The following is a 24,978-nucleotide window of genomic DNA, read 5'->3' as shown; positions in this document are numbered from 1 at the left end:
TGCCGGGGCTTTCCGCCCTTTTGGGGCTATATCATTTTCATAGAAGGCATTATATGTTGAACTTAAGACTTTTAGAGTTGTCAAACTGTTGCGAGCAATTAACAGCAGCCACAGCCTCCAAAGCTCTGCTCGGTTCTCTCAATGATCTCGTTCTGAAGCGGTTTATCCAGGTTGCGGAAGTAGTCACTGTATCCAGCTACGCGGACGATCAGTTCCTTGTATTCTTCCGGATTCTTCTGAGCTTCGATCAGAGTCTGACGGTCGATAACGTTGAACTGCATATGATGTCCGTTCATAGCAAAGTAGGAACGAATCAGAGCAGCCAGGTTGTCAATACCCTTCTCGCCTGCGATAGCAGCCGGAGTAAACTTCTGGTTCAGCAGAGTACCGCCGGTCTCACAGTGATTCATCTTGGAGCAGGATTTAACAACTGCGGTCGGTCCGTTGATATCAGCGCCTTTTTCTGGGGAAATACCCTCAGACAGCGGGATATGTGCCAGACGTCCGTTCGGGCTTGCGATCATAACATCACCGAAGTATACGTGGCAGGTGGTCGGAAGCATATCTACATGATATACACCGCCTCTGGTGGTAGGTCTGCCGGTGATATAATCTTTGTACTCGTTGAATACGCTTACCATGATGTCATCTGCATAATCATCATCGTTGCCGTATTTCGGAGTCTTATTCTTAACCAGGTTCAGGATATCCTCATGACCCTTGAAGTCGTCATTCATAGCGTCGATGAGTTCTTTCATGGTAAACTTCTGATTGTCAAATACGTTGAACTTGATAGAGGAAAGTGCATCGGAAATGGTTCCGATACCAACACCCTGGATATAGCTTGTGTTGTATCTTGCACCGCCAGCGTTGTAGTCTTTACCTTTCTTGATACAGTCATCGGTACAGATGGAAAGGAACGGAGCCGGCATCATTTCTGCGTAAATTCTCTCGATAACCAGGTTGCCGCGCATCTTAACATCGATGATGTACTCAAGCTGTGTCTTGAATGCGTTCCACAGTTCGTCGTAGGATTTAAAGTCTTCTGCCTTGCCGGTGTGCGGTCCGATCTGTTTTTTGAACATTACATCGTAGCCATCATACAGAGTGAGCTGTAAGCACTTAGGGATGTTTAAGTAACCGGTCAGCCAGTAAGCCTCGGTTCCCCAAGCACCTGTCTCAACACATCCGGAGCATCCAGCGTTTCTTGCATCTACCAGAGATTTGCCCTGATTTACCAGCTCCTGAATCAGCTCATCGGTATTGTAGAATGCCGGCTGGCCCCAGCCCTGACGAGCGATCTCGCAGGCTCTCTTTAAGAACTTATCCGGAGTAACTTTGGAAATCTGTACGTTGGAGTTCGGCTGGTTCTGTCTCATATCTTCCATACAGTCAAGGATTAAGTAAGAAACAGCGTTAACTGCATCAGTACCATCTTCCTTCACACCGCCGGAGTTGATATTTGCGAAGTCTACATATGTACCGGACTCTTTTAAGGTTACGCCAACCTTAACCGGAGCCGGAGAGTTGAACAGTTTAACCCAGAGGCACTCAAGAAGCTCAAGAGCTCTTGTATCATCCAGAGTACCTGCAGCGGTATCTTTCTCATAGAACGGAATCAGATGCTGATCCAGACGACCCGGTGTAAATGCATCCCACGGGTTTAACTCGGTTGTAACACCAAGGTGTGTAAACCAGTACATCTGAAGTGCCTGCCAGTAGGTCTCCGGTTTGTGCTCCGGAACAACCGCACAGTTAGCTGCAATCTGCTCAAGCTCTGCTTTTCTGACCGGATCCTTCTCCTCAGCAGCTTTCTCAAGAGCCAGATCGTGATATCTCTTACCTAAGATAATGATAGCATCGCAGCAGATATCCATAGCGCGAAGTTCCTGCTCTTTGTCATAAGCTTCCGGATCATTGAAGTAGTCAAGATCTTTGATAGCCTCCTCGATCTCTTTCTTGTAGTCGCCGTAGCCCTTGATGTAGAAGTTCTTGCCGCCGGCTGTATGACCCGGTCCACGCTGCTCCATGAACTCGGTAAACATACCAACCTCATAGCAGTCTCTCCATTCCTGGGTCATAGCTTTTAAGAGATGCTCTCTGACTGCACGGTTCTTCCAGTACGGAATGATCTCTTCTTCCTGAAGCTTCAGATCGTCTTCGGTAACGGTGAAGTTAACCAGTTTACGATCATTCATAATGTGCATATCTTCGATGGTATGACAGCACAGCTCCGGGAAAGTCGGTGAACACTGAGGGTCTTTACCCTTCTCACCAACTAACAGCTCATCATCGCCTAAGTAAAGAGTTTTCTTGGAGAAGTACTCTTTCAGAACGAGAGCTCTTAAAACCGGTACAGATACGGAACCTTCGTACTCTTTGTAAACATCGGTTTCAATTTTGGCTCTTTCCAGATCCAGATGCGGCTGGGTAGAATGGCTGAGTCTTCTCAGTCTTTTAATTCTTTCGGTACATCCGCGGTCGTTGTCTTTTAACAGACCTTCTGGTGTGTTGATTACGAATGAAGTATCAATTTTCTCTGCCATTTAAATCATCCTCCTATATTGACTTTGTTGAAGCCCTGTTCTTCGAACATGGACTTAAAGTGTTCCATAAGCTCGGACACCGGTACGCTCATCTCATCATCATGGTACTCCATGTCGAGGCTGGCGTATTTACCCTTTCCGATGTCATGATAAGGTAAAAGGTTTACCTGACGTGCGTGAATATTGTTTTCTTTCAGGAAATGGATGACACTTTCAATGTGTTCATCGGTTGCGTTGACCTGTTGGATAATCGGAAGCCGGATATAAAGACCTGCGCCTTCATCACTTAATTTCTTTAAGTTCTCTAGAATCAGTGAATTGTCAACGCCAATATACTTCTTGTGGTCTTCCGGATCCATCACTTTGATGTCGTAGAGAAAAACATCTACATAAGGAAGAATCCGCTTCAGATTCTCATAGTCTGTGTAGCCGCTGGTGTCGATGAAAACGCTGACACCGTTCTCGTGGAGCTTGCGACAGACCTCTTCCACATAGTCCATATGCTGGGAAGCCATAACCTCACCGCCGGAAAGTGTTACACCGCCGCCGGATTGTTCATAGAAGATTTTGTCCTTCATCGCTTCCTTGACAAGTGCATCTACCGTGTATTCCTTACCGGCTAACTCCCGGGCCTCTGTGATGCACCAGTCGGTACAGACGCCGCAGGCGGTACACTTGGAACGGTCAAATACAATCTTGCCGTCTACGATGGAATTGGCTCCCTGTTTACATTTTGCAACGCATCGACCACAGGCGGTACATTTGTGTTGATGAAAAATCAGTTCCTTATAATAATGCTGACTCTCCGGGTTGTGGCACCACATACAGCGTAAGGGACATCCCTTGAAGAAAATCGTGGTGCGGACACCATCACCGTCGTGCGTTGAAAATTTCTGGATGTTAAATATGTAAGGAGTTTCTGCCATCCTTTCCCCCTCCTTTGCAAAAAACTAGACTGTGTTCTAGTTCTGAGTCTATAATACTACAACCAACTCAAGAATACAAGAGTAAATTGAAAAAAATGTATTAATTTAATTTTTAACAGACGAATCTGAAAAATAATCATCCGATCACGCTGAAACAAGCGGAGTGCGGAATGACTATAAAAGAAAATTAATATAACATATAAGATAACATAGAAAAATGGGGCTTACAATCGGCAAAAGTGAGGATATTATGCGTGAAAAGAAAGTGAAAATTGTAGAAAAGATAAAATGGTGTGAATATTCATAAAATACAAAACAAAAACAAAAAATTAAGCACAGTTAAAAGGGCATCGCACAAATATGAAAAAGGAAAATCAAGATAGAAGTGAAAAAAGACTAAAAATCCAGAATAACAGTAGAAAAGAGCAGTAGAAAACAAAAAACAAAATAAATAAGAAGCTTGAAAAAATGAAAAAATTTCGCTCATGTGAAAGTTGCCCGGTTGACAAGAGGAATTTTGACATGGTATAGTAAAAATGTATAAGGATGTTTCGGGAAGTATTAGAAGAACCCGGACAGCAGAAGCCAGGAAAACTATATTTCGAGCTGAAAAACCTAACACAGTATATTGTCAGGGTTTACAGCCAATGGGTATCAGGGGAAACTCGGATGCCTCCCGCATTTGGAAAGAAATGCATTGGAAAGAGAAGTAGGACCTGCTGCTTATTAGGAAGAAAGGCAGCTGGTAAAAGGCGGCGCATCCTCTGCCAGAGTCTCGTTCCGATGAAATGTTTTTCAGCGTATTCTTAAACAAAAGAAGGGAGAAGAACAATTTCATGAAGAAGACAAACAGAATCATTGCATTGGCAATGGCGGCCATGACAGCATTGTCTATGACAGCCTGCTCCGGAAGCGCAAAAGAGACAACGGAGGCGGAAAGCGCCGCAGAGACAACCGCAGAGGCTGCTGAGGAAAGCAGTGCAGAGGAGACCAAGGAAGCATCCGGAGAGACGCTTCTGATGGCAACGACGACCAGTACCGATAATACAGGTCTTCTGGATTACTTAAAGCCAATCTTTTTAGAGGATACAGGTATTGACTTACAGTGGACGGCAGTAGGAACCGGTGATGCGATTCAGAAAGCAAAAGATGGTGAAGTCGATGTGATACTGGTTCATTCTAAAGCAAAAGAAGAAGAATTTGTGGAGAGCGGCTACGGTGTAGAGCGCTTCCAGGTTATGTATAATGATTTCGTGATCGTAGGACCGAAGGATGGTCCGATTGCAAAGACGGATGATATCAACGCTGCATTTAAGCAGATCATGGACGAGCAGCTGACATTTGTGTCCCGTGGAGACAACTCTGGTACCCATAACAAGGAGACCGGAATCTGGGAGAAGCTGGGAATTACAGATTATGAGAGCAATCCAAATTATGTATCGGCAGGCGCTGGAATGGCTGATACACTGGCGATGGCAGATGAAAAAGGTGGCTACTGCCTGTCTGACCGCGGTACCTGGCTTGCCAAGAAGGCAGATTTCCCGGATATGGATATTGTATGTGAAGGCAGCAAGGAACTTTTAAACCAGTACGGCGTTATCGCAGTAAATCCGGAGAAATATCCGGATGTCAACAACGAGGCGGCGAATACGTTTATCAAGTGGATCTGTTCTCCGGAAATCCAGACGCTGATCGGTGAATACGGCGTAAAGGAGTACGGCGAGCCGTTATTCTTCCCGAATGCAGAGCAGAAGTAAAATACTGCCGGATGATATGTGGTAGTGCTGGAATTAGCGTATTTAAACGAATAAAGCAGGCAGTTGAACCTTGCAGAATTTATAATGTATAAACAGGAAACCGGAGAAGGGAGGATGCACTTTTTCCGGTTTTTCTGTCATTAAGAATTGAGAAAATGAGAACGCCTGCAGAACATAAGGTGTTTCAGTGGATATGCTGGGAGAAAAAATATGGGAAACCTGTTTTCAAAATTTTTTGGTACGGTCGGAGTGATAGATTCTATCCGGGTAACGCTGGTGATGTCTTTCTGGTCAACCTTGATTGCGTCCATGCTTGGAATTTTTCTGGGACTTGTGCTGGAGCAGACGAAATTTCCAGGAAAAAAGCTGGTAGTCCGCGTGAACCGGACCTTGATGGGAGCACCTCCGGTTGTCATCGGACTGCTCACATATATGCTTTTGAGAAAAAAAGGTCCGTTTGGGGCGCTTCGATGGGTATTTACGATCAAAGGAATGGTGGCAGCTCAAGTTCTGATCATTACTCCGATCGTCTGTGGAATGGTATATTCATATGCGGTCCGCACGGCGCCTTCGATCCGGGCGTTTGCCAGGACGATGGGAGCTGACCGGCATCAGACCGCGCGGCTTCTGCTGCGTGAAATGAAAAATGAAATTTATTTTGCGGTTGTGTCTGGATATGGGCGTTCCATCAGTGAGGTCGGGGCGGTCTTTCTGGTAGGTGGAAATATAAAAAACAGCACCCGGACAATGACGACTGCGATTTCAACCCTGAAAGGTGCAGGCGATTATTATGAAGGGGTATTTTTGGGAGTGATCCTGATGCTTCTGGCATTTGCGGTACAGACATTGGCAGAACATTTCAGACAGGAGGAGACACCGGATGAAAATCTCTAAGCTGCAAAAGAAGATGGGTCAGTTTACGCTTCAAATCGAGGAACTGTATCTGGAGAGCGGGAAGGTTCATGGTCTGATAGGAACCAATGGCTGCGGAAAAACAACACTTTCCAAGCTGATACAGGGGATATTGGTTCCAGATGGCGGGAGGATTGATTACGAGGGACTGACACCCCGGGATATCACGATGACAACACAGAGACCGTATCTTTTGCATGATACGGTGTATCAGAACCTGATCTATCCGCTGAAAATACGGGGAATCCGCCCAGATGAGGCGAAGATGGATGCCTGGCTGGAACGATGTGGGCTTCTGCAGAAAAAAAATCAGTATGCCCGTTCCCTGAGCAGCGGGGAACAGCAGAAATTATCATTTATCAGGGCTCTGGTATTTGACCCTGCGTTTGTGATTGTTGATGAGACACTTTCCAACCTGGATCCTGACAGTACAGAATTGTTTGAACAGCTGATGCGGGAGCAGCAGACGAAAAATAAGATGACATGGCTGCTAATCAGCCATCAGCTGGTGCATGTCCGCAAGATTTGTGACCAGGTACATTTTATGGAACAGGGGAATGTTCTGGTGTCTGGAACACCGGAAGAAATCCTTCTTCACCCCTCTCACCCGTCCATACGTCGATATCTGGCAGATACAGAGGTTTCATATCGCGAAAATGAAAAAAGTTCAGAAATATGAATAAAAATGCGAGATGATTGCGCTGAATGTGAAAAAAATGGAAAGAGTTTTGCTTGGGATGATTGACACAGTTTGTGAAAATGTGGTATAATTTCTGGTAGAAAATCATGAGAAAGAGAATTGTCGCACGAGAGCGGCAGTTATACAGAGTTGATTTCGAGCTTTTCTGCCTAAGCTGTGAACCGATTCACAGGATGGAAGAAAAGCCAATGGGTATCCGGGGAAACGCGGGTGCCTCCCCGCATCAGACGATGCATTGGAAAGGAATAGCTCTCGGATGACCGGGATGAAGACCCGGAAGTTCTGGAAAAGAGCAGTAAATTCCGCCAGCCCAAGCAAAGCCTGATGTAGATAAGTGCATATCAGCAGAAAGCCATAAGAGGCAGACTGCATCATCAGGAACGGATACAGAGAGCGGAATGTTTTCTGTATTCGTTTTTTTGTTTCATTCGGAGAGGCGGCCTATGAATCAAAAGCACTTCGCGTGGATGCGTACCTTCGCGAAGAAGAATCATGCCGCAAGGGAGGAATTATGAAGTTATTGAAAGTTGATACGCTGGCGCAGGCGCGGGAACGTCTGCTTGAAGCGGCAAAAGAGTGCCTGCCGGAGACGGAGCGGGTTGCGCTTGCAGATGCGTCTGGCTGTATTTTAGCAGAAGATATTGTCTCTGGGGAAATGATTCCTGCATTCCGCCGTTCCAGTGTAGATGGGTATGCAGTCTGTTCAAAGGACACGGCGGGCGCAACAGAAAGTATCCCGGTTTTTCTGAAGGTGCTGGAAGAAGTAGAGATAGGACATCCGGCGGTATCAAAGATTGAACCGGGTACCTGTGCCTATGTGCCGACCGGCGGCATGGTTCCGGAAGGGGCAGATGCCATGGTGATGGTAGAATACAGTGAACGGTTCGGAACAGATGAGGTTGCCCTGTATGAAAATGTTCCGTATGGGAAATGCATCGTGCTTCCGGGAGAAGATGTAAAAACCGGGGATATAGTCCTTAAAGCGGGAACCCGGATTGGCCCGGCGCAGGCGGGAACATTGGCAGCGCTTGGCGTGGTTCAGGTTCCGGTTTTTAAACCGTGGAAGGTGGCAATTCTATCGACGGGCGACGAACTGGTCAGGATCGATCAGGTTCCTGGACCGGGACAGGTGCGGGATATTAATACATGGGCGCTGTCCTGTTATGTGAAGAAGACAGGTCTGGAGCTTGTTTCGGCAGAGGCGGTGAGGGATGAAGAGGTACTTTTAGAGGAGAAAATCAGAGAGGCGGTCAAAGCATGTGATTTGATTCTGATCTCCGGAGGAAGTTCCCAGGGAAAGAAGGACATGACTATGGAGATATTAAACCGCATCTCCAAGGAGGGAGTATTTACCCATGGGCTGGCACTGAAACCGGGAAAACCGACGATTCTGGGATATGATAAAGAGAAAAATACGCTGTTAGGAGGACTTCCTGGGCATCCGGCAGCAGCGCTTACCGTTTTCCACTTATTATTTGTGTGGCTCTGGAAGCAGGTAACCGGTCAGCCAGATCAACCTCCGCTAGAAGCCTTTATGACAACGAACCTGGCGGGGGCACCCGGAAAAACAACCTGCCTGCTGGTAAAGCTTCAGATGGCTCCGCAGGGGCTGGAGGCAGAACCGGTATTTGGAAAATCAGGCTTGATTTCGACGATGGCAGAGGCAGACGGCTACGTTCTGATTGATATGAATCAGGAGGGACTGAAGAAGGGTGAGCAGGTGAAGGTATACCGCTTTTAAAATGAATTGCTTCCAGAAGGGCGGCGGAGGATAAAGGATCGGCAGAGCCTGGTGGAAACAGAATAGAGGCAGAGATGGGAAAGAGAAATTTATATCTGAATAATACACCGGTGGAGGAGGCAAAAGCCCTTTACCAGAAAGCACTGGGGGAATTATTAAGCCCCAAGGCAGAATGGATTCCCGTGACGGAAAGTCTGCACCGGATTACAAAAGAGGCAGTCTATGCGAAATATTGTTCCCCGCTTTATAATGCGGCGGCGATGGATGGAATCGCGGTTGAGGCAGAGAAAACAAAGGGAGCATCGGAGCGGAAACCACTTACCCTGTATCCGGGTACAGATTTTACAGTGGTGGATACGGGCGATCCGATTCACGCACCATGCGATGCAGTTATCATGGCGGAGGATCTGCTGGAGCAGGAAGACGGATCGGTGCAGATTACGGATGCAGCTGCATCATGGCAGCATGTGCGTCCGATCGGAGAAGATATCGTAGCGGGTGAGATGCTGATGCCCGGTTATCATGAGATACGCCCGATTGATATAGGTGTTCTCCTGTCTGGCGGAATTACAGAGATTGAGGTGTTGAAAAAGCCGTCGGTAGCGATTTTTCCGACGGGAACCGAAATCATAGAGCCGGGACAGGAACCCAGGGATGGGGACATCATCGAATCAAATTCGAGAGTGTTTGAGGCACTGGTAACGGAACATGGCGGTGCGCCCCATCGTTTTCCGCCGATTGCGGATGAATATGAAACATTGAAAGCAAAGGTGGCAGAGGCGGTTGAAAACTATGACATGGTGATTGTCAATGCCGGCTCCAGTGCAGGAACTGAAGATTTTACGGTTCATGTACTTCGGGAATTGGGGGAGGTTCTGGTACACGGGGTGGCAATCAAGCCGGGAAAACCGGTAATATTGGCGATTGTCAATGGAAAACCGGTAATCGGACTTCCGGGATATCCGGTATCCGCCTATATCAACTTTGAAAATTTTGTGATTCCTGTGCTGCAGAAACTGGCAGGACGTACAGAAACAGGCGGCACGACGGTGCGGGCTGTCATATCCAAACGCCTTGTATCATCCCTGAAACATAAAGAGTATGTGCGGGTGAAGGTAGGAGAAGTGGGTGACAAGCTCGTCGCTTCTCCACTGGCGCGCGGGGCGGGAGCAGCAATGAGCCTGGTGCGGGCAGACGGATTCTGTGTGATTCCTCAGAACAGCGAGGGGGTCGAGGCGGGAGATACCGTTGACGTAGAGCTATACCGTTCCCTGGAGGAAATTGGAAGTACGGCAGTGGCAATCGGAAGCCATGATCTGATTCTGGATGTGATGGCAGATTTGCTGCCGTGTATGTACCCGGGTAATTACCTTTCCAGTACGCATGTAGGCAGTATGGGCGGTTTAATGGCATTAAAGCGGGGAGAAGCGCATCTGGCTCCGACTCACCTGCTGGATGAAGAGACAGGAGAATATAATATTGCGATCCTGAAAAAACTGTTTGCGGGTGAAAAAATGGCACTTGTCAAGGGCGTTGAGCGAATTCAGGGAATTATCGTTAAAAAAGGAAATCCGCTTGGAATCCATGAAATTGAAGATCTACGTGGCTTGAATTATGTCAATCGACAAAGAGGAGCGGGGACAAGAGTTCTTTTTGATTATAAGCTGAAGGAAGCCGGTATTTCACCGGAAGAGATTCACGGATATGACAGAGAGGCGGCAACGCATATGGCAGTGGCGGCTGCCGTGTCCGGCGGCGATGCAGACGCGGGCATGGGAATCCAGTCGGCAGCCAGGGCAATGGGACTTGATTTTATTGAGATTGGACGGGAAGAGTATGACTTTGCGATTCCGGTCAGATTTCTGGATTTTCCACCGGTACAGCATTTTCTGGCGGTTTTGAAAAGCCGGGAGTTTGCAGAGAGAGTGGAGAAGCTCGGTGGTTATGGGCTGGCAAGAACCGGAGAAATTTTATATTTATAAAAGAGGGGATTAGATGGGAGCAGTTGTGCGTGAATTATATGTGTTCCGGCAGAGGGGACAGCCGGGAGAAGCCGTGGAGAGCGCCTGGTTCCGAAGGGGGATCGGAATGGAGGGTGACCGGCATGCAGCGGGAGGTGAAAGGCAGACTTCGCTGTTGGCGGGAGAAACCCGGGACTGGATGGAGAAGCAGACAGAACCGGGACTCTGCTTCCGCCGCTACAAGGCAAACCTGATAACGGAGGGAATAGATACCACCCAGTTAAATACGGGGGATCTTCTGGCGGCGGGAGGGGCGGTGTTCCGCGTCTCCGGGTATGGAAAAAAGTGTTTTCCAGAGTGTATTTACCATGAAAAAGGAGTTTTCTGCCGCCTTTCGGCAGGAGCCATATTTTTGGAAGTGATTCGGGACGGGTATGTATCTGTTTCGGATGAAATAATGAAATTGAACAAAAAGGAGGAACTGTGATGAGACGATTAGAGAAAGATGAATCACTCTGCATTGGATGCCACCAGTGCGAAGAAGCCTGTTCGAAGGCATTTTACAAGGTTTCGGATCCAATGAAATCCTGCATCCGCATTACCGACAAGGAGGATGGAAGCCATCATATTGCTGTGTGCACACAGTGTGGAAAATGTTCTGAAGTGTGCAATACAGGTGTGATTACGGAGGATGCGAGAGGCGTTTACCGGCTGAATAAGAAAGAATGTGCCGGCTGTCTGATGTGCGTTGGATTCTGTCCGGAGAATGTTATGGTACAGTGTGATGATTATCTGGAGCCGTCCAAATGTACGGCGTGCGGATTGTGCGTAAAAGCATGTCCGACCGGAGCGATCCGTCTGGTAGAAGAGTAAAAGGAGGAGAAAGGCATGATTAAAATGTGTGATCTTCCGCGTTATGCGGACGCAGATATGGAAGAAATCAAAAAAATGAAAGAGGCCCACACGGTTCTCAATCAGGTTACATATGAGCCAAAGCCGCTGTATCATGGATATACGGATAAGCGTCTTCGAATCAATGTGACAGATAACACCATCGATATGATCGACATTCCTCAGGAGGTCAAAGAAAAATTTACCGGCGGAAAAGGTTATTGCCTGCGTTATCTGTGGGATGCAACGAATCCGGATACAAAGTGGAATTCTCCGGAAAATGCCATCACCATGTCGGCAGGACCGATTGCCGGAATTACGCAGTACGGCGGTACCGGAAAATGCCTGGTATGCAGCATTTCACCGATGACAGATATCCCGATTGATTCAAACGTCGGCGGATATTTTGGCCCATTCTTAAAATTCTCCGGATTTGATGTGATCGAGCTGACTGGAAAAGCGGAGGAAGACGTGATTATTGTCATCGATGGCAATAAGGGAACCGTTTCAATTGAAAAAGCACCGTTAGAGCATAAAGATGCACATGTACTGGGAGAAGAGCTGACAACCATGTATGCGGAGGATGACAATGATCGCAAAAACGTGGCGGTCGTATGTTCTGGTTCAGCGGCGGATCATTGCAACCTCTCTATGCTGAATTTTACATTCTATGATCCGAAGCGAAATGTAGTCCGCTTAAAACAGGCTGGACGTGGTGGTATCGGACGTGTCTTTGCGGACAAGCACATTAAAGCGCTGGTATGCCATTTTAAAGGTGTAAAAGCAAATCTGAACCATGTATATGATATCAGTATCCTGAACCGGGATGGTCTGAAATTCCATCGTGAGGTGGCGACACAGGATGACAAACAGAATTCAATGCGTAAATCCGGAACAGCATACTCCCTGCGTATCATGAGCGATTATGATATTCTGCCGACGCGCAATTATAAATATGGCGGAACGGATAAGATCGATGAGATGGCACCGGAGGTATGGAGAAATAAATGGCTGACTCAGGGCGGAGCGGACGGATGTTGGTATGGATGTTCGATGGCGTGTGCTAAAACAGCCGATCAGTTTGAATTAAAGACAGGTCCGTATAAGGGACATAAAGTATGTGTGGATGGTCCGGAGTATGAGACAGCAGCCGGTGTTGGTCCGAACTGCGGCGTAACCGATCCGCAGGTAATCCTGGAAGTGAATTTCTACTGTGATACATATGGCATTGATACGATTTCCTTTGGCACCATGACTGCCTTCCTGATGGAATGCTATGAAAATGGTATCCTGAATAAGGAGAGAACCGGCGGTCTGGAGCTTGTATGGGGCAATGCAGAGGCGGAGCTGGAGCTGCTGCACCAGATGGCGCGAAACGAAGGCTTTGGCAAGATTGCGGCACTTGGAAGCCACAAGCAGAAAGAGTATTTTGCAGCGCAGGGCTGGGGCGATATGGATTTCATGAATGATATTGCGATGGAACAGAAGGGACTTGAATATTCAGAGTATGCTTCCAAAGAATCCCTGGCGCAGCAGGGCGGCTATGGTCTGACCAATAAGGGACCGCAGCATGATGAGGCATGGCTGATTTTCATGGATCAGGTAAATAACCAGATCCCTACCTTTGAGGATAAGGCGGAGGCGCTGTATTACTATCCGATGTTTAGAACCTGGTTTGGTCTTCTGGGACTTTGCAAGCTGCCGTGGAATGATATTGTACCGGCTGACAACAGCCTGACCGATGAACCGGCGAAGGTACCGGAGCACGTAGATAACTATCTGGATCTTTATTATGGTGTTACTGGGGTCAAGATTGATAGGGATGAGATGATTAAAATGTCCGAGCGTGTCTACAATTTCCAGCGTGTTTTCAACATTCGTCTGGGCAAGGGACTGCGTGCGAACGATGCGATTCCATACCGTTCTCAGGGACCGGTTACGGAAGAAGAATATCTGTCCCGTCAGGAGCGCTACGATGGTCAGCTGGTAGAGCTGGTTGGTTTTACAAAAGAAGAAGTCGAAAAAATGTCCTTAAAGGAAAAGATGGCTGCGACCAGAAAGCACAGAGAAGGGGAATATGAGAAGCTGATTGATGCGGTATATCCGAAGCGCGGCTGGAATTTAAACGGTGTTCCGACAATTGCACACCTGAAAGAGCTTGGCATGGATCTTCCGGAGCTTTTGGAAGTAGTTGAGCCGCTTCAGTAAGACTATTCATTAATACGTTGCAGAAGGGAAGTGGATATAATGGTACTGAATAACCGTCCATATCCGGACTGGCATGAAGGACTGACAATCAGGGGTGTGATGGAACACATGAAATTTACCTGGCCCAAGCTGGTCGTGAAGGTAAATGGGCAGCTGGTCTGGCCAGAAGACTATGATAAAGTAACACTTGAAGAAGCAGATGATTTGAAGATTTATCATTTACTGGGGGGCGGTTGATTCAGAAAGGAGACGCTGGTTTGGAGATAGACAAAGAACGCTATAAAAGAAATATTCTCCTGCCGGAGGTAGGAGAAGAAGGACAGAAAAAGCTGGCGGAAAGCCGGGTGCTGGTAGTCGGGGCGGGGGGACTTGGATCTCCCGTCAGCCTCTATCTGGCAGCAGCAGGAGTCGGTACGATCGGGATTGCTGATTTTGACCGGGTGGATGTCAGCAATCTGCAGCGGCAAATCCTTTACCGGGAACAGGACATTGGAAAGGCAAAAGCAGAACTGGCGGCGGAGCAGCTTCAGAGCCGGAACCATTCGGTGCAGGTAGAAGTATACCCAGAGGGAATTACAGCTGAAAATGCAGAAGAAATTCTTGCAAAGTTTGATGTGATTGTGGATGCTTCGGATAATTTTCCAACCCGCTATCTGCTGAGTGACACATGTATGAAGCTGGGAAAGCCGGATGTATATGGAGCTATCTGTGAATTTGCGGGACAGGTTACCGTGTTCGCATCGGACGGACCATGTCTGCGCTGTCTCTGTCCGGAGGCAGAGGACCCATCCGGAAACCCGAATTCGGCCGCTTATGGTGTGCTTGGTGTGATTCCTGGCATGATCGGGTGTATGCAGGCGGCAGAAGTATTGAAGCTTCTTTTGGGTAAGGGAGAGGCGCTGATTGGAAAAATGCTGTTCATTGATGTCAAAACGTGGTCCACGGATCTGATAGAAATTCCGGTTCATCCCCAGTGTAGCTGCCATGCACATACCAAAGTTCACCGGATGTGAAAACGGGTTACTGTTTACGGGTAGGTACTTTTGGAACCGAAGGTGCCGTAAGAAAACGATATTAAAAATAGACACTATGAACAATCTCTTTACTTCACAGGAAAAGAATGATAAAATAAATTAGATTGCCGAAAGCAGATGAGGAAGATTATCCACTCTGCTTTCGGCTGGATTCAGGTAAACAAAAAGGTAAATTAGATGACCAGGAATGTTTCCCTGAAATTACGATTATTGAGAAGTTAAGAGGTAAAAGGCAAATGGCGAAGGGTAATAACACAAAAGCAAAAATTGCCCGTGTTGCATGGAAATTGTTTCATGAGAAGGGATATGAGGAGACGACGATCGATGAGATTATCCTGCAGTCTGGAACATCAAAAGGAAGCTTCTATCATTATTATAGTGGAAAGGATGAGCTTCTGGCATCTCTCCCAGAGATCTTTGATGCAAAGTATGAAGAGGTAATGCAGGCGCTGGATCCGGAGATGGACAGCTTTGACAAGCTTATGACGCTCTGCTTCAGTGTACATGATCTGATAGAGTCGGATATCCCGGTAGGGCTTCTGGCGTCACTCTATTCCTCACAGGTGGTGACAAAGGGGGATAAGCATCTTTTAAACCAGAACCGTTTTTACTATAAGATGGTAAATCAGCTGGTCGATGAGGGGCAGCGCCGGGGGCAGATTACCCGCAGTATGCCATATTACGAGATTGCACATATGTATGCACTCTGCGAGAGGGCAATCATCTATGATTACTGCATTTCAGACGGTGGCTATGCGCTTGGAGAGTATACAAGAAAGACAATGCCTTTGCTGTTCGGCGGAGTGCGTGTAAAGCAGGAAGTCAAATAAAAAAGCAGACGGAAAATGCTTCTTAGGGGTATTTTCTGTCTGCTTTTGTGCGTGATAGCCGCGTACAGATCAGGATAGCATTGAGTACCTTTAAAATAAAGGAACCTGGGACGGGAAAATGCAGCTTAAGAAAGGAAAAATGCCAGATGGAACGAGAAAATCAGGAGTATATAAGCATTGTGAATGCAACGGAAAACAACTTGAAACATGTGTCGTTGAAAATTCCGAAAAAGAAAATCACGGTTTTTACCGGTGTGTCCGGTTCGGGCAAATCATCGCTCTGCCTTGATACGATTGCGGCAGAGTCGCGGCGGGAGCTGAATGTGACATTTCCAAGTTTTGTCCAGCAGTTTCTGCCGAAATATGGTCGTCCGGAGGTTGAGCGCATGGAGAATCTTCCGGTCACGATCGTGATCGATCAGAAAAAGCCGGTGGCAAACTCCCGCTCAACGGTCGGCACATACACCGATATCTATGCGCTGCTGCGCCTGCTCTTTTCACGTGTAGGCAAACCGTTTGTCGGCTATTCGGACAGCTTTTCCTTCAACCATCCGAGTGGCAAGTGTGAGCGCTGTGAGGGCCTGGGCGTTGTGACGGAGCTGGACATCCACAAGCTGGTGGATTTTGATAAATGCCTAAACGATGAGGGCGTTATCCAGTGGCCGGCGTTCACGACCGGCGCATGGCGGTGGAAGCGGTACGCGTACAGCGGTCTGTTTGATTTGGACAAGAAGATCAGGGATTATTCGAAGGAAGAGATGGATTTATTTCTCTATTCGCCGCAGATCCGCCTGAAAAACCCGCCGGCAAACTGGCCGAAATCCGCGAAGTACGAGGGCATTTATCCGCGTATGTACCGCAGTATCATTACATCTAAGGAAGGACAGCTTCACAAGAAAGAGCTGGATCGTATTGTCAGCACCTTTACGTGTCCGGAGTGCCACGGGGCGAGACTGAATGCGAAGATCCGGAGCTGCCTGATTAACGGAAAAAATATCTGCGAGGTTTCGGATATGCCGATCCCGGAGGCGGCAGAGTTTATCCGCCAGATCGATGATCCGCTGGCACGTGATATCAAGACCGAGATCCTGAAGCGGATGAATGCGCTGATTGAGATCGGACTCAGCTATCTTTCTTTAAGCCGTGGAACAGACACTCTCTCCGGCGGCGAGGCGCAGCGTATCAAGATCGCGCGTTACATCAATTCGCCGCTTACCGATATGATGTATGTGCTTGATGAGCCAAGCGTCGGACTGCATTCGCGTGATATCCAGAATCTCAAAAATTCGCTGATCAAGCTGAAAGAGCACGGAAATACCGTGATGATTGTGGAACACCACCGGGAAGTCATCGCTCTGGCGGATCACATTGTGGATATGGGACCGGAAGCGGGCATAAACGGTGGACAGATCATGTATCAGGGAAGCTACGAGGATCTTCTGAAAGCGGACACTGTGACCGGACGGATGCTGCGGACGAAAACGCCGATGAAGATGGAGTACCGCAAGCCGACCGGATGGTATCAGGTCGAGCACGCGAAGCTTCATAACTTAAAAGATCTGAGCGTAAAACTGCCGCTTGGCGTGATGACGGTCATCGCCGGTGTGGCTGGTTCGGGAAAAAGCTCCCTGATGGAATATTTTACGAGCCAGTATCCAGGCGAGGTGATCTCGATCCGGCAGAAGGATATCGGTATCAATCTGCGTTCGACCCCGGCGACGTATCTGGATATCGCGGATGCGATCCGGGCGCTTTTTGCGAAAGCGAACCATGTCGCACAGGCATATTTCAGTTTCAATTCCAAGGGCGCCTGCCCGGCGTGTCAGGGTAAAGGTGTGATTATATCGGATATGGCATATATGGACTCGATTGAGACGGTCTGCGAGGTCTGCCACGGAACGCGGTATTCGGAGGAAGTGCTGAAATATCAGTACAAGGGAAAGAATATTGCGGAAGTCATGGATATGACCGTCCGTCAGGCGATCCAGTTCTTTGAAGATGCGGATTTTGTGAAGAAACTCGATACGCTGGTACAGGTCGGACTCGGTTACCTGCATCTGAATCAGTCGATGACGACGCTTTCCGGCGGCGAGCTGCAGCGTGTGAAGCTGGCGAGCAAGCTGGATGAGCGGGGACAGATATTTATTCTGGATGAGCCGACTGACGGGCTGCATCTCGACGATATCCGCCGTCTGATGAAGCTTTTCAACCGGATGACCGATCAGGGCAATACACTGTTTATCATCGAGCACAGCCTGGATGTGATGAAGGACGCCGACTATATCGTGGAGCTTGGACCGGGCGGCGGACTCGCAGGCGGCAGTCTGCTCTTTGCCGGGACACCGAAGGAGATGCTGGAAGCGGAGCGGAGTGTGACGCGGGAGTATCTGCGGGAGAGCTTATAGATAAAGAAAAATATCCCGAATGCATCGGAAAGTGCATTCGGGATATTTTTAATCAATCAATTCGCTCAATACCATGGCAGCTTGAAAGATATTTCTTCGCATCCTTAAAAAACGCCGCCACGATCAGGAGAATGATAAACGCGATCGGAAATGCTGCAATGATGGACACGGTCTGCAGGTTTGCCATTGAATTATCACTGAAAATGAGGACCATCGGCAGTAGAATCAGGCTCAGGGACCAGAAGGTTTTGATCGCCATGTGCGGTTCGTCCTCGCTTGTCAGGTTCTTGTAGGAGTAGGCGGAGGCAACCAGTACGATCGCGTCAAAGCTGGTGGCATAGAAGGCGATCATCGCCGCCGCGAGCAGAACGAGAACCATCGGGGCGAGCGGAAGCGTGCGGATGATGGCAGTGATTGTGGAATAGAGGTCGCCACTGGCGGCATAAAGACCCATGACATCCAGTTTTCCGAACACCTGGAGTCCCAGGCTGTAGTTTCCGAGGATAATAAAGCTCACAAACGTGCCGCCAAGCCCGAACACGTAGCCGCCGAGGATTGTCTGCCGGATCGTACGTCCACGAGAGATGGTTCCGATGAAGAACGGGGCAGCGACGCACCAGACCATCCAGTATGCCCAGTAGAACATTGTCCATGTCTGCGGAAATGAGGTGGTGCGCTGTGGGTCGGTGTAGGTGGAGAGTCCGATAAAGTTCTGTACCAGATTTCCGATGGAGGAAAAGCCGGTTTCGATGATATAGCGAGCTTCACCGCCAAACAGCAGCACATACGCCAGAAGAGCGAAGAAGAGGTAGACGCAGGACGCCGCGAGCTTCTGGATGCCCTTCATGCCACGCACGACGGAAACGGTATATACCAGGCAGGTGACTGCCAGAATCGCGATGGTGATGAGGCGGGTGTCGCCGAATCCGAAGAGTTCGGAGACGATCTGGCTCATCAGAGGGGTCGCCAGCGTAAAAGTCGTGGTTGTGCCGGCCAGCAGTGCGAAGACCGCCATCAGATCAATCAGGGTTCCGGCAAGCCCGTCTGTGTGTTTTCCGAGGATCGGGCGGCAGGCTTCGGAGTATTTCTGTTTATGGCAGCCGCGCACATGAAGCATGAAGCCAAAGGCAGCGGCGAGCACGACATAGAAGCCCCACGGGATCGGACCCCAGTGAAAGAGCGGGTATGTGCTCGCCCAGTCCTGAATACTGCCCATTTCTGCCAGATGCGGGTCATTGGCGTAGAGAACCCACTCACACAGGGAGTAAAAGAGAATGTCCGCCGCAAGTCCGGAGGTAAACATCATCGAACCCCAGGCAAAATTGGAATAGAGCGGCTTCTCATCCGGTTTTCCGAGCCGGATGGTTCCGTAGCGGGAAAAGGCGATGTAGATTGACAGAAGAAAAATGCCGAGTCCGATGGCAAGGTAGCCGACACCGAAGTTTTCCCCGAGAAAGCTACGGAGATTTTCCAACACTGCCTTGGATGCATCTGGCGCAGCCAGAAAGCAGAGACAGAGTATTATAATAAGAAGAAATGGGACGACCATCGTGGTCCAGTCCAGGCGTTTTGGCTCTGGCGCTGTTTGGGATTGTGGATTTTGCATGGGAAACCTCCTTTTAAATCATTTGTAAAAATGAGGATTTTTGCAAATGGTTCATGTTCATTTTTTGATAAATAAATTAAATATTGAACACATTATAGCATTGGGTGGAAAAAAAATCAATGAAAAATTTGGGAAAAAATAGAGAAACAAGGAAATAGATGTTACCGGTTCACGGGTAGGCACTTTTGGAACCGAAAGTGCCGTAAGAAAACGTGGTGGCAGCAGGAATTTGCCGTATTGAAATGTGAAGCCACGGCAAATTCCGTTACTGGGCACGTATGCGTGAACAGTAACGAATCGATAGAAAAATGTATGGGAGGCGGCAATGGAAAAATCCTGCCGCCTCCCTACTGCTCAATCTGCACATCAAATCCCAGTCCGCGCAGCATGTTCGCATAATTCTCCATATCCTGACCGGAGAAGGTCTGCTCGCGGACAAGAGCCGGAGATTGCGTGTATTTTTCATATTTAATGATCCCCAGATTTGAATAGGAGAGCAGAATTACATGTCTGATGTGGTGCTCAGACAAAAGGTGGGCATACCTGCGGGCATCGATGAGCGTGTCGTTGATGCCGGGGGTAATGGTAATGCGGACCGCCACTGTTTTGCCGATAGCGACGGCAAAGTCCAGATTTTCCAGAATTGAATGATTTGAGACGCCGGTGAACTGGACATATTTCTTTTCAGAATAATGTTTTAAATCAATGATAATCATGTCCGCGTTGGCGATGAAGCGGGAGAAAGCCAGCGATTTGGCGAAAGCGGTTGTCTCAATCGCGGTGCGGATGCCGTGTTCTTTACATGTTTTCAGGACAGCGGTGGCTGCTTCCGGTTGCATCAGCGGATCGCCGCCGGAGAGAATGACGCCGCCATTTCCATAGAGCTCCCGGTCGGCAAGAATTTTTTCCATGATTTCATCCATATCCATCATCTGACCGACGAAATGAAGCATTCGGGACGGACAGTGATCCGTACAGGCACGGCAGAATGTACAGGTGTCCGGGGTAAAGGTGAGACGGTTGTCTGAAAATGCCAGACTTCCGGTGGGACATTCGCTGACACAGAGATTGCAGTAGAGACAGTGCTTGCTGTCCCAGAGAATCCGGGTCGGGCGCTCATGCGCCTGCGGTGTTGAACACCAGACACAGCGCAGGGGGCATCCTTTAAAATAAATCGTAGTCCGCAGCCCGGAACCGTCAGCCAATTTATTTCGTTTGATTTTAAATATATTCGCCTGCATGAATACAATACTCCTGAAAATCCTTCTGATATTTATAAAACACGATAAGACATTGAGTATTCCGGCACGGGATGGCACCGGAATTTCCGAATGGATTCGTAATACAACTGAATGCAAAATACAGGCTAACTATAGCATAAAGAAGATAAAAAGTAAATGAGACAGTTTCTCCAATTTGCTGCTTGATTTTTTTACAAAGATTTGACAAAAAAGCGGAAATAAATTTTACAAAAAAGCGCTATAATAAAACAGGTTCAAGAGAGAATATGTGTGAACGCTGCGAAAGAGCAGGTTATACAGCGGCAGATTTGCCAACTGGCACATATCGAAAAAGAAACCACGAAGGAATACCGCGAGAGATCGGGCGGCTGGCTTAAAATGAAGCGCGAAAACAGCTGCAGGAAAAAGATGGAAGATGGCGGGGAAGATATGGAATTGAAATATGAACTCTGGAAAGAGAGTATATTTCAAGAAAAAGTTATATGTGAATGTAGGAAGCGTCTGTCGGGATATCGGCGGGCGGTTTTTTGTTTCATAGTAGAATTAAATATAGCATTTGTGAAATTACAGTATTATACATAATTTCTATATACAAAAGAGGTATTTGTTTATGTTATGAGCACAGGCTTACAACACTTATTAATAAGAATTAATATAAGGTACTTTTAACGAAAAATTCACGGAAAATCACGCTTACAACGTGAAAAACACGGTTGTATTTAGGAAATAAAATTGTTATAATGAGTGGCTGAAATGGAAAATGTAAAACAAAAAAGAAAAAAGTTGGGAGGTTACGAAGGTGAAAAGATTGAGTGCGTTTTGCGCGAGCCTGGGATTATTTTTGATGGCAAATCCGATGACGGCTCTGGCAGCAGAACAGGAAGGCGGTGCATCGGCATCCTCTGTGCCGCTCTGGATGTGTATTCCATTTGCGGGACTGCTTCTCTGTATTGCGATTCTGCCGCTTGTGAAGGCAGAATGGTGGGAAGAGCACCAGCCTCATGCGGTTGCTCTTTGGTCAATTCTTTTTATCATTCCGTTTGCGATGCGTTACAGTGCGGGGACAGCACTGGAAACGGTTCTGGAATGTCTGGTCAATGACTATTTGACCTTTATTATTTTGTTATTTGGACTTTTCTGCGTTGCCGGTAATATCACGATGTCCGGTGACCTGGCAGGTTCTCCGCGTGTCAATGTGGGACTACTGGCACTGGGAACCCTGCTTTCAAGCTGGATCGGTACGACCGGTGCCAGTATGCTGATGATTCGTCCGGTTGTCAAGATGAATGCATGGAGAAAGAAGAAACGTCATATCATTATCTTCTTTATTTTCCTTGTATCCAACATCGGCGGATGTCTGACCCCGATCGGTGACCCGCCTCTGCTGATGGGCTTCATGCGCGGCGTACCGTTCTTCTGGAGCTTACATCTGGCGCCGATCTTATTCTTCAATATGCTGGTGCTGCTGACAATCTTCTATTTTATTGATAAGAGGGCATATCGTCAGGATATCGCGAGCGGTCTGAAACCGGATATCAGCAAACCGGGTACCGAAGTAAAGCTGCGCGGCGCGCACAACCTGATTTTCCTGGTTATGATCGTGGCAGCCGTTATTTTAAGCGGTACCTTACCGTCCATGCCGCAGTTCCAGGATGCAGCCGGAAAGGTGCTTGGCATCCACCTGTTTGGAGAGGTAGAATTAAGCTATCCGGCCATCATTGAGATTGTGATCATTCTGGTGGCGGCTTTCCTGTCCTTCAAGACCACGAAGGTTGAGATCCGCCGTGAGAACCACTTTACCTGGGGCGCGATTCAGGAGGTTGCGGTTCTGTTTATCGGTATTTTCATCACGATGCAGCCAGCCCTGATGATTCTGAAAGCAAATGGCGCGAATCTGGGCATCTCCGAGCCATTTGAAATGTTCTGGGCGACCGGTCTGCTGTCCAGCTTCCTGGATAACACGCCGACCTATCTGGTATTTTTAACAACGGCAGGTGCGCTTGGATTTACGGAGGGCATGGTGACGACGTTAGGAACGGTTCCGATCAAGATGCTGATGGCGATCTCCTGTGGTGCGGTATTTATGGGTGCGAACACCTACATCGGAAATGCACCGAACTTCATGGTTAAGTCGATTGCGGATGAAAACGGTGTGCGTATGCCGTCCTTCTTCGGATATCTGCTCTGGTCGTTCGGTATTCTGGTTCCGGTCTTTGTACTTGATATGCTGTTATTCTTTTTATAGGGGGTGAGTGACGATGAGCAACAATCAGGAACATACCAATACAGATAATATGGAAAATCAGACGCAGCAGGCGCTTGAAAAGGACAGCGCCCAGTATGCGAATGAAGTAACGGGTGCGGAAAATGCAGCCGAAAAGGATTCGGCAGGGAAGAAGCCGGGCAGCACGGTGCCTGGAAGAGATGAAAAACGAATCCGTGAACTGGCGGAGAGTATTTACGATTTGGATGCGGAGGTTTATGCACAGTTAGGTTCTTCTCTGGGACGTGTTTTCAACCGTGACCGGAAGCGCTGCGTGGATGAGCTGACTCATCTGATGCTGACACGCCCGCAGGGTAACCTGGTTCGAAGTGAGATTGCCCTGATCGGAAACATGGCGCGTACCATCGAGAATAAGGAAGAGCGGAAGCTCGTCATGACCGAGTACAACCGGATTCTGACCGAAGTCATGAGTCTGCCGACCAGTTTCGCGAGCGGCGACGTTATCAACGCAGAGCTGGCGAAGCTGAATACATTTAACCTGAAAAACCGTTTTTCCGAAAATGACCACCTGATCGTATGTATCAGCTGGACCTACGGAAGCGGCGGTGTAAATATCGGATTTAAGCTGGCAGATAAGCTGAAAATCAATTTCTACGACGCGGAGATCTTTGAAGCGGTTCTGAAACGTCTCGAGGCTCAGAAGGATTCTATACAGGATTCTGTCAGCTACGGAATCAAGCCGGGAATCAAGAAAGAGCCGGCGCACGATCAGGATGCCAATGTAAACCCGAGTGAGGCATTCATCCCGGAGCGCCATCTGACCCTGCGCCAGCGCATGCGCGAGTTCAGCCGTTTCCATGGACTGCCGAAGCGTGATGCGGTCTTCTTCAACGAGAGCGACCTTCTGGTTGACATGGCGAAGAAGGAAGATTTTGTTATTCTGGGACGATGCGGAGATGCCATCATGGCAAACAACAACATCCCGCATATCAGTATCTACATCACGGCGCCGTTTGAGCAGCGTATCAAACGTGCGATGGAGATTGACAGTTCCCTGACGGTCAAGCAGGCACGCCATATGTTAAAGCATCTGGATCATGTCCACAGCCAGTACTATCATTACTATACAAACCGAAACTGGGGACATTCCAACAACTATGATCTCTGTATCAACAGTGCCAGCTACGGTATCGATGGAACCGTGGATTTCATCTATCGGATGATCACGGCGCGGGAAGAGGATAAATAAGAGAACGGCTGAAGATGATGGGAGTCAGCGAAAGACAACAGACGCTGCCCCAGATTCTTCGGTCGTTTTTTTACATTTATAGTTTACTGCCAATAGAATGTATAACTAAAAAGATTCAGAATTTTTGCAGCGGAATACTTGCAAATTTGAGGGAAAGCCAGTATACTAGGTACCATATCACAGGGAAGTCCTTCGAAAGCGGGAGATTGGAAGAGGCATCCTTCTCGAAAGGAGAAATAAATTATGGAAGAAAGAATTATGCGCCGCGTAGCGGATTCAGCTGTTATCCAGACACAGCTTGTATTAAATAGTCACTTAAATGGTGCTGGTCGTTTGTTTGGCGGTCAGCTGATGGAATGGATCGACATTGTAGCGACCGTTGTTGCGCGCCGCCACGCGCATTGCAATCCGACAACTGCATCGGTTGATAACCTGCAGTTCAAAGAGGCAGTCCACCTGAACAATACCCTGATTATCGAGGGTAAGCTGACTTACGTTGGAAGAACCTCCATGGAAGTGCGTGTCGATACATTCGTAGAGTCTTTAAGCGGCGCGCGTAAACTGGTTAATACCGCTTATGTGGTTATGGTAGCGCTGGATGAAAACGAGCATCCGATGGAAGTTCCGGGACTGCTTATCGAGACCGATGAGGAGAAGGCAGAGTGGGAAGCTGGCGTGAAGAGAAACGACTTGCGGAAACACCGCCGTGCGGAGAACTACTAATCGGCAGTGTTTTTGTTTGGGAAA

The 24,978-nt window shown here is 48.1% G+C and carries 19 protein-coding genes and 2 riboswitches; of the genes, 15 read left to right on the top strand and 4 right to left on the bottom strand.

Annotated elements, in window-relative coordinates:
• Window positions 1–98: 98 nt before the first annotated feature.
• Both hypD and DXD12_RS10010 read right to left on the bottom strand, forming a co-directional pair.
• Window positions 99–2,546 (bottom strand): trans-4-hydroxy-L-proline dehydratase, encoded by a 2,448-nt coding sequence (gene hypD, locus DXD12_RS10015; protein WP_118638289.1) that lies wholly within the window; start codon window positions 2,544–2,546, stop codon window positions 99–101.
• Window positions 2,547–2,551: 5 nt separating this feature from the next.
• Entirely contained in the window at window positions 2,552–3,472 is a 921-nt protein-coding gene (locus tag DXD12_RS10010; RefSeq protein WP_118638288.1) for a trans-4-hydroxy-L-proline dehydratase activase, read from the bottom strand.
• Between the two features lie 587 nt (window positions 3,473–4,059).
• Window positions 4,060–4,181: riboswitch (molybdenum cofactor riboswitch) on the top strand.
• A gap of 127 nt (window positions 4,182–4,308) precedes the next feature.
• Between DXD12_RS10010 and DXD12_RS10005 the strand changes: the two genes are divergently transcribed.
• The 12 genes from DXD12_RS10005 to DXD12_RS09950 all read left to right on the top strand — a co-directional run bounded on the left by DXD12_RS10005 (window position 4,309) and on the right by DXD12_RS09950 (window position 17,911).
• Complete coding sequence (locus tag DXD12_RS10005) at window positions 4,309–5,229, top strand: substrate-binding domain-containing protein (protein WP_022360332.1); 921 nt, start codon at window positions 4,309–4,311, stop codon at window positions 5,227–5,229.
• Between the two features lie 210 nt (window positions 5,230–5,439).
• Window positions 5,440–6,123 (top strand): ABC transporter permease, encoded by a 684-nt coding sequence (locus DXD12_RS10000; protein ID WP_022360331.1) that lies wholly within the window; start codon window positions 5,440–5,442, stop codon window positions 6,121–6,123.
• On the top strand, window positions 6,110–6,820 hold the full coding sequence (locus DXD12_RS09995; RefSeq protein WP_118472599.1) for an ABC transporter ATP-binding protein: 711 nt from the start codon (window positions 6,110–6,112) through the stop codon (window positions 6,818–6,820). Before DXD12_RS10000 ends, DXD12_RS09995 begins: the two co-directional genes overlap by 14 nt.
• A gap of 142 nt (window positions 6,821–6,962) precedes the next feature.
• Window positions 6,963–7,103: riboswitch (molybdenum cofactor riboswitch) on the top strand.
• A 249-nt stretch (window positions 7,104–7,352) separates the two neighbouring features.
• Window positions 7,353–8,582, top strand: a complete 1,230-nt coding sequence (gene glp, locus DXD12_RS09990; protein WP_118638287.1) for a gephyrin-like molybdotransferase Glp — start codon at window positions 7,353–7,355, stop codon at window positions 8,580–8,582.
• A gap of 74 nt (window positions 8,583–8,656) precedes the next feature.
• Window positions 8,657–10,564, top strand: a complete 1,908-nt coding sequence (locus DXD12_RS09985) for a molybdopterin biosynthesis protein (protein WP_117796064.1) — start codon at window positions 8,657–8,659, stop codon at window positions 10,562–10,564.
• Window positions 10,565–10,577: 13 nt separating this feature from the next.
• A complete protein-coding gene (locus DXD12_RS09980; protein WP_118638286.1) occupies window positions 10,578–11,030 on the top strand; it encodes a hypothetical protein in 453 nt (150 codons plus the stop codon).
• A complete protein-coding gene (locus tag DXD12_RS09975) occupies window positions 11,030–11,416 on the top strand; it encodes a 4Fe-4S binding protein (protein WP_022360326.1) in 387 nt (128 codons plus the stop codon). The genes DXD12_RS09980 and DXD12_RS09975 overlap by 1 nt, the downstream gene beginning before the upstream one ends.
• A 15-nt stretch (window positions 11,417–11,431) precedes the next feature.
• The gene (locus DXD12_RS09970) at window positions 11,432–13,642 is read left to right on the top strand and encodes an aldehyde ferredoxin oxidoreductase C-terminal domain-containing protein (RefSeq protein WP_207663956.1); all 2,211 of its coding nucleotides are present in this window, start codon (window positions 11,432–11,434) and stop codon (window positions 13,640–13,642) included.
• A 39-nt stretch (window positions 13,643–13,681) separates the two neighbouring features.
• Window positions 13,682–13,879, top strand: a complete 198-nt coding sequence (gene thiS, locus DXD12_RS09965; RefSeq protein ID WP_022360324.1) for a sulfur carrier protein ThiS — start codon at window positions 13,682–13,684, stop codon at window positions 13,877–13,879.
• A 20-nt stretch (window positions 13,880–13,899) separates the two neighbouring features.
• Window positions 13,900–14,655, top strand: a complete 756-nt coding sequence (locus DXD12_RS09960) for a HesA/MoeB/ThiF family protein (RefSeq protein ID WP_182457064.1) — start codon at window positions 13,900–13,902, stop codon at window positions 14,653–14,655.
• 257 nt (window positions 14,656–14,912) lie between these two features.
• Window positions 14,913–15,506 (top strand): TetR/AcrR family transcriptional regulator, encoded by a 594-nt coding sequence (locus tag DXD12_RS09955; protein ID WP_107001407.1) that lies wholly within the window; start codon window positions 14,913–14,915, stop codon window positions 15,504–15,506.
• A 146-nt stretch (window positions 15,507–15,652) separates the two neighbouring features.
• Window positions 15,653–17,911 (top strand): excinuclease ABC subunit UvrA, encoded by a 2,259-nt coding sequence (locus tag DXD12_RS09950; protein ID WP_118638284.1) that lies wholly within the window; start codon window positions 15,653–15,655, stop codon window positions 17,909–17,911.
• Between the two features lie 52 nt (window positions 17,912–17,963).
• Here DXD12_RS09950 and DXD12_RS09945 read toward each other — a convergent pair whose 3' ends face one another.
• Both DXD12_RS09945 and DXD12_RS09940 read right to left on the bottom strand, forming a co-directional pair.
• The gene (locus tag DXD12_RS09945) at window positions 17,964–19,517 is read right to left on the bottom strand and encodes a BCCT family transporter (protein WP_118293379.1); all 1,554 of its coding nucleotides are present in this window, start codon (window positions 19,515–19,517) and stop codon (window positions 17,964–17,966) included.
• 347 nt (window positions 19,518–19,864) lie between these two features.
• On the bottom strand, window positions 19,865–20,758 hold the full coding sequence (locus DXD12_RS09940; RefSeq protein WP_118638283.1) for a glycyl-radical enzyme activating protein: 894 nt from the start codon (window positions 20,756–20,758) through the stop codon (window positions 19,865–19,867).
• Between the two features lie 799 nt (window positions 20,759–21,557).
• Here DXD12_RS09940 and DXD12_RS09930 point away from each other — a divergent pair.
• The 3 genes from DXD12_RS09930 (at window position 21,558) to DXD12_RS09920 (ending at window position 24,954) form a co-directional block, all read left to right on the top strand.
• Window positions 21,558–23,003: a sodium:proton antiporter gene (locus DXD12_RS09930; RefSeq protein WP_243105377.1), complete on the top strand. Its 1,446-nt coding sequence runs from the start codon at window positions 21,558–21,560 to the stop codon at window positions 23,001–23,003.
• A gap of 13 nt (window positions 23,004–23,016) precedes the next feature.
• Entirely contained in the window at window positions 23,017–24,231 is a 1,215-nt protein-coding gene (locus tag DXD12_RS09925; protein WP_022360314.1) for a cytidylate kinase-like family protein, read from the top strand.
• A 243-nt stretch (window positions 24,232–24,474) separates the two neighbouring features.
• Entirely contained in the window at window positions 24,475–24,954 is a 480-nt protein-coding gene (locus DXD12_RS09920) for an acyl-CoA thioesterase (RefSeq protein ID WP_118638281.1), read from the top strand.
• Window positions 24,955–24,978: the final 24 nt, after the last annotated feature.

This window comes from Clostridium sp. TF11-13AC (assembly GCF_003481065.1).
GTDB classification, from domain to species: Bacteria; Bacillota; Clostridia; order Lachnospirales; family Lachnospiraceae; genus Otoolea; species Otoolea fessa.
This window is presented reverse-complemented; position numbering and strand designations above follow the sequence as displayed.

What these genes read in the sequence shown, in the direction of transcription:
- hypD (WP_118638289.1), bottom strand. Translation starts at nt 2,546, where the DNA reads ATGGCAGAGAAAATTGATACTTCATTCGTAATCAACACACCAGAAGGT.
- DXD12_RS09955 (WP_107001407.1), top strand. Translation starts at nt 14,913, where the DNA reads ATGGCGAAGGGTAATAACACAAAAGCAAAAATTGCCCGTGTTGCATGG.
- DXD12_RS09995 (WP_118472599.1), top strand. Translation starts at nt 6,110, where the DNA reads ATGAAAATCTCTAAGCTGCAAAAGAAGATGGGTCAGTTTACGCTTCAA.
- DXD12_RS10010 (WP_118638288.1), bottom strand. Translation starts at nt 3,472, where the DNA reads ATGGCAGAAACTCCTTACATATTTAACATCCAGAAATTTTCAACGCAC.
- DXD12_RS09945 (WP_118293379.1), bottom strand. Translation starts at nt 19,517, where the DNA reads ATGCAAAATCCACAATCCCAAACAGCGCCAGAGCCAAAACGCCTGGAC.
- DXD12_RS09975 (WP_022360326.1), top strand. Translation starts at nt 11,030, where the DNA reads ATGAGACGATTAGAGAAAGATGAATCACTCTGCATTGGATGCCACCAG.
- DXD12_RS09970 (WP_207663956.1), top strand. Translation starts at nt 11,432, where the DNA reads ATGATTAAAATGTGTGATCTTCCGCGTTATGCGGACGCAGATATGGAA.
- DXD12_RS09980 (WP_118638286.1), top strand. Translation starts at nt 10,578, where the DNA reads ATGGGAGCAGTTGTGCGTGAATTATATGTGTTCCGGCAGAGGGGACAG.
- DXD12_RS09920 (WP_118638281.1), top strand. Translation starts at nt 24,475, where the DNA reads ATGGAAGAAAGAATTATGCGCCGCGTAGCGGATTCAGCTGTTATCCAG.
- DXD12_RS09985 (WP_117796064.1), top strand. Translation starts at nt 8,657, where the DNA reads ATGGGAAAGAGAAATTTATATCTGAATAATACACCGGTGGAGGAGGCA.
- DXD12_RS09940 (WP_118638283.1), bottom strand. Translation starts at nt 20,758, where the DNA reads ATGCAGGCGAATATATTTAAAATCAAACGAAATAAATTGGCTGACGGT.
- DXD12_RS10000 (WP_022360331.1), top strand. Translation starts at nt 5,440, where the DNA reads ATGGGAAACCTGTTTTCAAAATTTTTTGGTACGGTCGGAGTGATAGAT.
- glp (WP_118638287.1), top strand. Translation starts at nt 7,353, where the DNA reads ATGAAGTTATTGAAAGTTGATACGCTGGCGCAGGCGCGGGAACGTCTG.
- DXD12_RS09925 (WP_022360314.1), top strand. Translation starts at nt 23,017, where the DNA reads ATGAGCAACAATCAGGAACATACCAATACAGATAATATGGAAAATCAG.
- DXD12_RS09950 (WP_118638284.1), top strand. Translation starts at nt 15,653, where the DNA reads ATGGAACGAGAAAATCAGGAGTATATAAGCATTGTGAATGCAACGGAA.
- DXD12_RS10005 (WP_022360332.1), top strand. Translation starts at nt 4,309, where the DNA reads ATGAAGAAGACAAACAGAATCATTGCATTGGCAATGGCGGCCATGACA.
- thiS (WP_022360324.1), top strand. Translation starts at nt 13,682, where the DNA reads ATGGTACTGAATAACCGTCCATATCCGGACTGGCATGAAGGACTGACA.